Annotated in this window: 6 protein-coding genes; 4 read left to right on the forward strand and 2 right to left on the reverse strand. The window is 34.5% G+C overall.

The features are described 5' to 3' along the window. Positions 1–328 precede the first annotated feature (328 nt). Positions 329–1,171, forward strand: a complete 843-nt coding sequence (locus HHU12_RS25845) for a hypothetical protein (RefSeq protein ID WP_169659632.1) — start codon at positions 329–331, stop codon at positions 1,169–1,171. A gap of 155 nt (positions 1,172–1,326) precedes the next feature. Here the strand turns inward: HHU12_RS25845 and HHU12_RS25850 are convergent, their stop codons facing one another. Beyond that, positions 1,327–2,730, reverse strand: a complete 1,404-nt coding sequence (locus HHU12_RS25850; RefSeq protein WP_169659633.1) for a hypothetical protein — start codon at positions 2,728–2,730, stop codon at positions 1,327–1,329. 140 nt (positions 2,731–2,870) lie between these two features. Next, the gene (locus HHU12_RS25855) at positions 2,871–4,211 is read right to left on the reverse strand and encodes a hypothetical protein (protein ID WP_169659634.1); all 1,341 of its coding nucleotides are present in this window, start codon (positions 4,209–4,211) and stop codon (positions 2,871–2,873) included. 869 nt (positions 4,212–5,080) lie between these two features. Between HHU12_RS25855 and HHU12_RS25860 the strand changes: the two genes are divergently transcribed. The 3 genes from HHU12_RS25860 (at position 5,081) to HHU12_RS25870 (ending at position 8,390) form a co-directional block, all read left to right on the forward strand. Further along, positions 5,081–5,806: a DNA-binding domain-containing protein gene (locus HHU12_RS25860; protein ID WP_169659635.1), complete on the forward strand. Its 726-nt coding sequence runs from the start codon at positions 5,081–5,083 to the stop codon at positions 5,804–5,806. 528 nt (positions 5,807–6,334) lie between these two features. Continuing rightward, on the forward strand, positions 6,335–6,886 hold the full coding sequence (locus tag HHU12_RS25865) for an REP-associated tyrosine transposase (protein WP_169659636.1): 552 nt from the start codon (positions 6,335–6,337) through the stop codon (positions 6,884–6,886). A gap of 469 nt (positions 6,887–7,355) precedes the next feature. Beyond that, complete coding sequence (locus tag HHU12_RS25870) at positions 7,356–8,390, forward strand: PDDEXK nuclease domain-containing protein (RefSeq protein ID WP_169659637.1); 1,035 nt, start codon at positions 7,356–7,358, stop codon at positions 8,388–8,390. The last annotated feature ends 500 nt before the right edge of the window (positions 8,391–8,890 follow it).

Genomic DNA, 8,890 nt, shown 5'->3' on the forward strand with positions numbered 1-8,890 from the left:
AGATATTTTATATCACTTCTATCTGTTATTAGTGTATTGCCTTATTTTAAGAATGGTTTTGAAGAGGGTTTGAAGTGTACACTAAACTAGTACAATATGGGGAAATGACTTTTGATTAATGCCCTCAAAATGCTTTTGTTCATTTATTGTCTAGTTAAAAGTGGAGGAGGATAAAGGCTTACAGTGTATTTCTGAGAGGACCTGCAACGACTTACAAAACATAACAACAGAAAAACAGCATCGACAGATATTTTTCACATCAAACTCAGCTGATTTAATCATAAAAAAATATTAGTTTTGGTCTCAAATCTCATTAAAGCAAACAAATATGAAACTATTATATTTTCTCTCTTTTAGTTTAATATTCCTTTTTTCATGCGACTCTGACGAGTTGAGTTATATGGAAAAACATGTAAAATCTGTTCGATATTACCTACCAGCAGAAATCGATAATCAAAAATCCTTTACAGTAGAATACAATAGTGATTTTAGCGTTAAAAGCTTTGACAACATTGACAATATCACATACGACAATGGCCGTGTAATTTCATACACTGAAGAAAGTAGTAACAATCCAACTAAGAATATATCACTTGAGCTAGATGGAAATAAAGTGATTAAGAAAGTAGAGGTTGCAGGTGAAGAAAACGAGGAGTTTATTTTATACTTTGATGGAAATGAAGGCCAACCCTATGGTAAATTAAAAGTATTTGACTCGTTCTCTGTAGTGGAAATATACGAATGGACTAACAATAATATTACTAAAGCCTTACACTATACGATTCCATCATTAGATGGGGAATTGTCAGAAATACCTGATAACATTTATGATTTTATTGATAATGCTACCCCTACAGAATCAGTTAGTATTCAATATGATAACTATCCTAAAACTTTTAAGTTTTTCGAAGGGTTTTATGAACACCGAAGTTACTCTTTTCAACCTTTCTACACCGAATCATTTCAAACTCAGAACAATCCAACGCTTATCACAATTAGAATTCATTCATCTTCTTTTCCTAAAGTTGATCTTGAAATACACTATAAAAATACCTACGATGAAAATGGATACATTTCGAAACAAGAAACCTTGCATCGTCAAGTATGGGTATGGGAAGGGAACAACACTTACAAAGAGTATGATGGGTTTACTTTTGAATTCGATTATTAAGAAAATTAAAGACACAACACTGTTCTTGGTGTCAAGCCGACAGGCGTTACTTAAAGCTTCGTAATAGCATAAGGTACTGTCTTAAAAGTATATGAATAAGGCTTAACCACCAAGTGATTAAGCCTTATATGATTTAAAATAAACTTATTAGTTGCCTAACTGTGATGTATAATCATGTGTTCTCTCTTAATGACATGACCATTTTTGATCACATTTAATATATACTGACCGTCATGAATATCTTGCACATTCAATACATGATGGTCACCGTCATGCATTGTGTTATTTCTTAATGGGATGATCTGTCCTGTACCAACAAATATTAAATTAAAATCTACAGACTGTTCTTTTGAAGAAGGCATGATCACATTCACTTCTTTATCTGCAGGAACTGGGAAAATTGAAATAGACGCTGCCTCACTTATTTTATTTTGTGACTTCAATTCTACTACACTTTTCCATGATTCTGCTTTTCCGTCAAAATCAACTTCCTTTAACTCATAAGTAATATGACCTTGATATGCATCCATATCCATAAACTCATATTCTAGCGTAGTGTTTGAATTACCTGCTGCTTGAATATTATCTGTTATTATTTCAAAATGTTGACCATCGTATGATCTTCTTAATTCAAAATGGTCTACATTTTCCTCTGTGGCTGTTTCCCATTTGACAACAACTCCGTCATTGTTCACTTCTGCCGTAAAGAAAGTCAATTCTACAGGTAAATTAATACTAGAAATATAGTTATGAATTAACTGAACTGTATGTGGAGCCAACAAAGGCTCAACATTATCTACATGATTACTTCTAGTCATAAAATTGGCTGCCGCATTATTAATTGAACCAATATGCGTAAATGGAGTAGTATAGTGATGACCGTGTGGTTTAATCACCGACCAACCATCATCGTCATCATCATGATGATGCGACCATCCATTACTTTGAGGTTCAAATCTAGTATCTCCTACAACAAAGAAACGTGGGTGATAGTGATGAGAAGTACTTGTTTTTATTTGAACATGGCTATTGGTATGTAAATCACCAGAAACTAATAATTCACCATAATTGTAAAACTGCAATAACTCATCGTCATCATCTAATTTTCTAGCACCATTTAGATTAAGATCTTGAGCAACAATCATTGTCCCTCTATTTTCGAATTTCATCTCATCATCATCATGCATATTGTAATCGATCGTCATTGATCCTTTCACAATCAGATCACCTTCAACTACAGATTTATCATCATCGTCATCATTGTTGTGAATATGAATATTTCCATCTATAATTAATGTACCATGTGATTCCACTCTTATGTAACCATGATCACTTCCACTTCTATGGATGTATGGCTTTTGACCATTATGATTTGAATATACTGTACTTAGGTGATCATCTGCATATATATCTACATCTCCTCTAATATGTAATACATCATAGGGCTTGACAATAATTCTATTATAACGACCTCCTCTCATTTCAATATTACTAGCAAAAGTAAAATGATTTAGAAGTAAAATGAAAACTAGCGAAAGTAGCAAATTAAGATTTTTCATAGTAGTATATTTGTATAATATTTCGTTGTGTACATTACTAATACCACTATCATTTTCTCCTCCCTACCCTATTTTACAGTCGTTAAGTTTAAACTCATATTCTACAATTATTTATTGATATTATTCAATGATTTCCTCACTTAAAGTGTTGTTTGTATTGGTTCCAACGTCAACACTTCCTCCAAGTAATGATTATAAAACTTCAATTGTCCTTTCTCGAAGAAATAAGGATATTCATTTAATTCCTCAGATCCTTTTTTCATATGAAAGAGCGCCTTTTCAAAATCAAAATCCCAATATCCTTTTTGAGTTTCGTTGTTGGCAGAAGTGATGATAAGTTCATGATCCGGTAAAAATTCAATCGTTTTTTCTTCTCCTTTCACTACTTTCCATTTTCCTAGAAATGCCTTTTTAGCGACCTTGAGCGCATACTTATCATCTATGAAAGCTGATCTTCTTTCTAATTTCATTACCTTTTCTTCATCATCCTTAGAAAAGTGTAACAACCCACCTTTAAATTCACAATTAAATTCCATCTCCCTTTCATTTCCGTCCATTTCAACTAAAGCGAGTACGCTCTTTTTAGCATTAAATGACCAAGAACCCAGTTTTTCAGACTTATCAGCCAAATAAAAAGTATGGTTTTCATTAAAGGTGAATCCATCATTTTCCTTTCCTAATATGAACCACTCACCCAAAATATCAGACTCCGTTATCATCTTATTTTCATCAGAATAAATAATATGTCTAACGTTTACACCAAACAATATTCGATCTTTATTGTATCTATATTGACGTATCCAATTTTCATTTTGGTCATACTCATATTCATAATATACAACCCTAGTGTCTTCTTTCTCAGGATTGAATTCTACCTCTTTAATTGAATCACCAAAAGAATTATGCTCAATTTTTATGGTCTCTTTTACTTTACCAGAGGGAAGTTTCTTAGTCACTAATATCAGCTTACCATCCTTATAATCACATTCGGTAACTAGCACTACTTTACCCTCAGCATCTAAATCAGTCCTTTTAGAGATGACCTTATCGCTGTTGTATTCCTTTAAATTTGAGTATTTAATTTGATCCTCATCATCATAATAAACCTCTTCTACAACTAAACCATCTACAATTTTGCTCCTCATTAATGTATTGAGTTTTCCCCTCACAAAAATCGAAACAGTGGTTACATTTCCAGAGGAATTAAAAGTACTTTCATAGTTCCAATACACCTCACCTTTATCATCTATAAAATCAGCATCTGCGATCACATTTTGCTCGTTATATTTATAGATATTGTAGGAGTAATCATCAAAATATTCTATTGAAAACTTTCCTTTTTCACTTGAGATATCATGATGACTTTGGATGACTTGAACCTTTTTCGGTTGGTCCAAATCTGTCTTTTTCAAACTTCGAGGAGAAGAAGAAACACATGCTGTCAGTCCTGCAATAAGGAGTAAAAGTAAATACTTGGTCATAATTTGTTTTAGGCTAAAAATATAAAATTAGATTTCAGGCAAATATACAGATCTATTAAGTATTACGATAATATAAATGCTAATTTTACGATGTTTTAAAATGCTCGAAGAACTACAAGCAAACAGGTGCCCACGCCTGAAGACGTGGGCTTGTAATCCCCACTCCAAGAACGCTAAACTAATTCTGTCACAACTTGTGACAAAATCGAAGTCAAAAATTTATAACAATAAATGTAGAAGCGTTGCCTGCAACGACTTACGAACCACAAGCACCTCTTCCCTCTTCATTCATACCTCTTACCTTCAAAACTCCTCTTCCTTCAAATGATTGCACTATCCTGTAGGGGCGTTGTATTAAAACGCCCGACGAACCACAAGCAAAAAACACCCACGCCTGAAGACGTGGGCTGATGAGATGGTAGTAAAATCTTATATAAATTATAGACAGATCGTAATTCACTATACCCTAAAAACGTTAACGTATCTAGGAAATTTCAAAACCACATGCACTTCTTCCCTCAAAAATCCTTCCCTCTGTTCTTTGTGTTAAGCCGACAGGCGTCACTAAGAACTTGTATTTTGTTATAGTCTGTGACTTATAACAAAACCACGATCAAAAAGGTAAACTCCCCTTCCTTCTCACCCCAAAATTACCACAAATCCCTTGACTATTCGAGAATTAACCCTTAACATTACATCCGATTTGAATACTAACACTCATTGCATGATGCGATAACGATCATACCTAAAGCAAATTACTTTTCAGAAAGTAAACTAAACCATCCCACAGGGGTATACTGCTAAATCTCACACACAATGATTCATTCAACATCACTAAATTATTTTTAACTTAAAAGCTGACTTAAACGATGGCTATTGAAAACAATCAAGTAGACATACAATTGTATGATCTGACTGTTACTCCCGATCCTAACGACTTTTTCGGTAGAGTAAGAAGCAAAGGAACTTTAACGAATGAGGCAATTGCAAGCCGTATCAAAAAAGAGGGTTCTGAATACCAAGCGGAAACGATTATTGAATTGCTCAACCGTGCTGACCGTATTAAAAGTGAAGGTCTGGCACAAGGGTACAGCATCAACACACAATTTATCAATGCTCGATTGGGCGTAAGCGGTGTCTTTTATGAGCAGGTGTTCAATCCTCTCAAACAACAACTGAAGGCCGTTATCAACCTCACGTCGAACAGTCGTGAAATGATTGAAAAAACCAAAGTAACGGTATTAGGGCAAGCACAAACGGGACCTGTATTGTTAAGAGTGGTCGATAGTTTGACGGGGGAAACCAACAATCAAATCACCCCTAATAATGCGGTAACACTTTTCGGAGATCGTATTAAAATTGAAGGGGATGATACACATCAAGAGGAAGTAGGATTATACTTTGTCAACCTTGATGATCAGTCTAAAACAAAAGTGGCACAGTTGATCAGCAATGAAAACAAAGCGGTGATCTTTATGGTGCCCTCTCTTCCAAAAGGGAACTACGAGCTGGAGTTGGTGACGCAAAGGAGTTTGAATAAACTGCTCAAATCACCAAGAACAGAACGTCTGGAAAATGTTTTAATTGTGAATTAAAAAATCAAAGAAGGTCATTTAGAGTGAAAAAATCTCTGAATGACCTCTTTTTATAGGTATTTCAAGCCTTTTGACAAGGGTGAAGGTTTCACCCTTATAAGGGAAGACACTGTGACCTATTAAGGGTGAACACTGCGACCTACTAAGGGTGAAGACCACTCCCTTATAAGGATAGAGAGCTCACCCACTGTTCTTGATGTCAAGTCGATAGGCGTCACTGAGAACTTATTTAATTGGATAAGCCTGTGACTTATAACTTGGTCAAACCAATAAAATATGCACTACTGAAGATCAACAATGACAGCATTGTTATAAGTCACAGACTATAACAATAACCAAGTTCGAAATGCGCTACCGCTTAACATTTCAAACAGTGAGGCATTGTGGTAAAATTGAAAGCTTCTGCCACCACCACTGTTCTTGATGTCAAGCCGAGAGGCGTCACTGAGAACTACCACTTTGTTATAGTCTGTGACTTATAAGTAATTTTCACTAATTCTAATCAAAACTAATTAATAACGATTCATCATGGGTAGAGCACACTCCTTCTACGATCAAGAAGCAACCTATTTCATAACAATGACAGTAGTCTATTGGATAGATGTATTCACAAGAGAAGAATACCGTCATATCATCCTAGACAGTTTCAAATATTGTCAAGAACACAAAGGCTTAAAAATTCATGCTTATGTGATAATGAGTAATCATATTCATATGATCATCACAAAAGGACGCCACAAGAACCTGTCTGATATTTTGAGAGATCTCAAAAAACACACTGCTAAGACTATTGTAAAAAGCATTGAAGAAAACACCAAAGAAAGTCGAAGAGAATGGATGCTTTGGATGTTTCAGAGGGCTGGTCACAAAAATCCCAAAAACAAAGAATTCCAATTTTGGCAACAGCACAACCAACCCATTATTCTAGATACTTCTGAAAAACTTTTACAACGATTAGGCTACATTCATGACAACCCTATCAAAGCAGGAATAGTACTAGACGCAAAAGATTACCTCTACTCAAGTGCATCCAATTATCATGGAATGAAATACAATTTATTGAAAGTAGACTTGTTATAATTATTATTTAGATCATTGTTATAAGTCACAGACTATAACAATAAGATAGTTCTCAGTGACGCCTCTCGGCTTGACACTAAAAACAGTGATGTCTACATTCAAACCACACTGTTTGAAATGTGAAGCGGTAGCGTCATTTCGAACCTGCGTTTTGTGATAGTCTGTGACTTATAACAAAAAAATACAAGCCTTTATATCTCCTCCTTCATCGGAGTGTATTCCTTATGGCCCGCAAGCCACAAAGCATTGTGGCTCTACAAAAACGTAATCTTTCCATAATAGGACTAACCTAATAAATCACACAAGTAGAAGCATTGCCTGCAACGACTTACAAACCACAAGCACCTCTTCCCTCATCATTCTTACCTCTTACCTCAGCCCCCCTTCATTCTCCAAAAACAAAAATGGAATAAAAACACTATTTTAGTAAATTACTGGTTGGTTAGAGAAATTATTATTGAATTGGAATATGGATATTCAATCGAAAGAATATGCGGATTGGTTAGAAAAGGTAAAGTCTAATTTCCAGCATTCGCAGATCAAAGCTAGTGTCAGCGTCAATGTTGAATTACTTCGTTTTTATTGGAAGCTGGGAAATGAAATAATCACTTATCAGCAAAAGCAAAATTGGGGTAGTGGCTTTATCAAACAATTAAGTAATGACCTCAAAAAAGCATTTCCAAAAGTGAAAGGTTTTTCGGAAAGAAACTTAGCTTACATTCGTAAGTGGGTAAATTTTTACACCGAAAACAATTTTGCCACAAGTTGTGGCAAAATTGAGGAAGAGACCTTATTTCATATTCCTTGGGGGCATAATCGTGAAATAATTTCTAAATGTAAAAACGTGGAAGAAGCTCAGTTTTATGTTCAAAAAACGATACAAAACAACTGGAGCCGTAATGTGTTGGTACATCAAATTGCTTCTCAACTTTACACACGTAAAGGCAGCCTTTCCACCAACTTCGATAGAACTTTACCCTCCCCAAATTCTGATTTAGCATCGCAAATCATCAAGGATCCCTATACATTTGATTTCCTAGATCTTAGAGAAGAATTTACGGAAAAGCAATTAGAGGAAAGTCTTATCGATAATATCAGCAATTTCTTATTAGAATTGGGAACTGGCTTTGCTTACGTCGGAAAACAACGTCGTCTTAAAGTCGGCAATAGAGACTTTTTTATTGACCTACTATTTTATCATACACAACTCCATTGCTACATTGTTATTGAGTTGAAAACCGGTGAATTTGAACCTGAATATGCTGGCAAATTAAACTTCTACTTAAAAGCAGTAGATGAACAACTAAAAACCGAAAGAGATGACCCTACAATTGGTATTTTATTGTGCAAAAGCAAAGATAAAGTGGTAGCTGAATACGCTTTAAGTGATATTCATAAACCAATGGGTATTGCCGCTTATCAACTTACACATAAACTGCCTCCTCAATTAGAAAAAAGTCTTCCTGTCGCAGATGCATTGGAGGAATTGGTGAAAGGAAAGTAATTTCATCTACAGGTAGAAGCGTTGCCTGCAACGACTTACAAACCACAAGCACCTCTTCCCTATTCATTCATACCTCTTACCTCAATTCCTCATTCTTTTTTTCGTATTTCTTAATTCAATTGTTTGCTATGTTAGCAGATAGTCTTTAAATTTAGAAAACCTAACAGCAGACTGAAAATGAACTAAAACCTTTTAATTTTTACTGGTGATTTTTTGGGGATGTTATGGATATTTTTGTTTGACTAATTTATTCAATATATCAAATGGAATTATTGGACTCTAACCCCAAAAATATTTGGTTATATAATATATGTTCTGATACAAATCATTTAGAACTCAAATATCCGTTTTAATTACACATTAATTATTTGGTTAAGTTTACTCTACCCGATGATTTTTAGATAGTTCATCCTAAAATGAGAAATCATATTTGTAAAGTCTTTGAAATCAACACTTTTAATCATCTCTCTCACTTTATTAAGTCCTCTTCTGAATACACT

This window comes from Flammeovirga aprica JL-4 (assembly GCF_012844305.1).
Taxonomy (GTDB): domain Bacteria; phylum Bacteroidota; class Bacteroidia; order Cytophagales; family Flammeovirgaceae; genus Flammeovirga; species Flammeovirga aprica.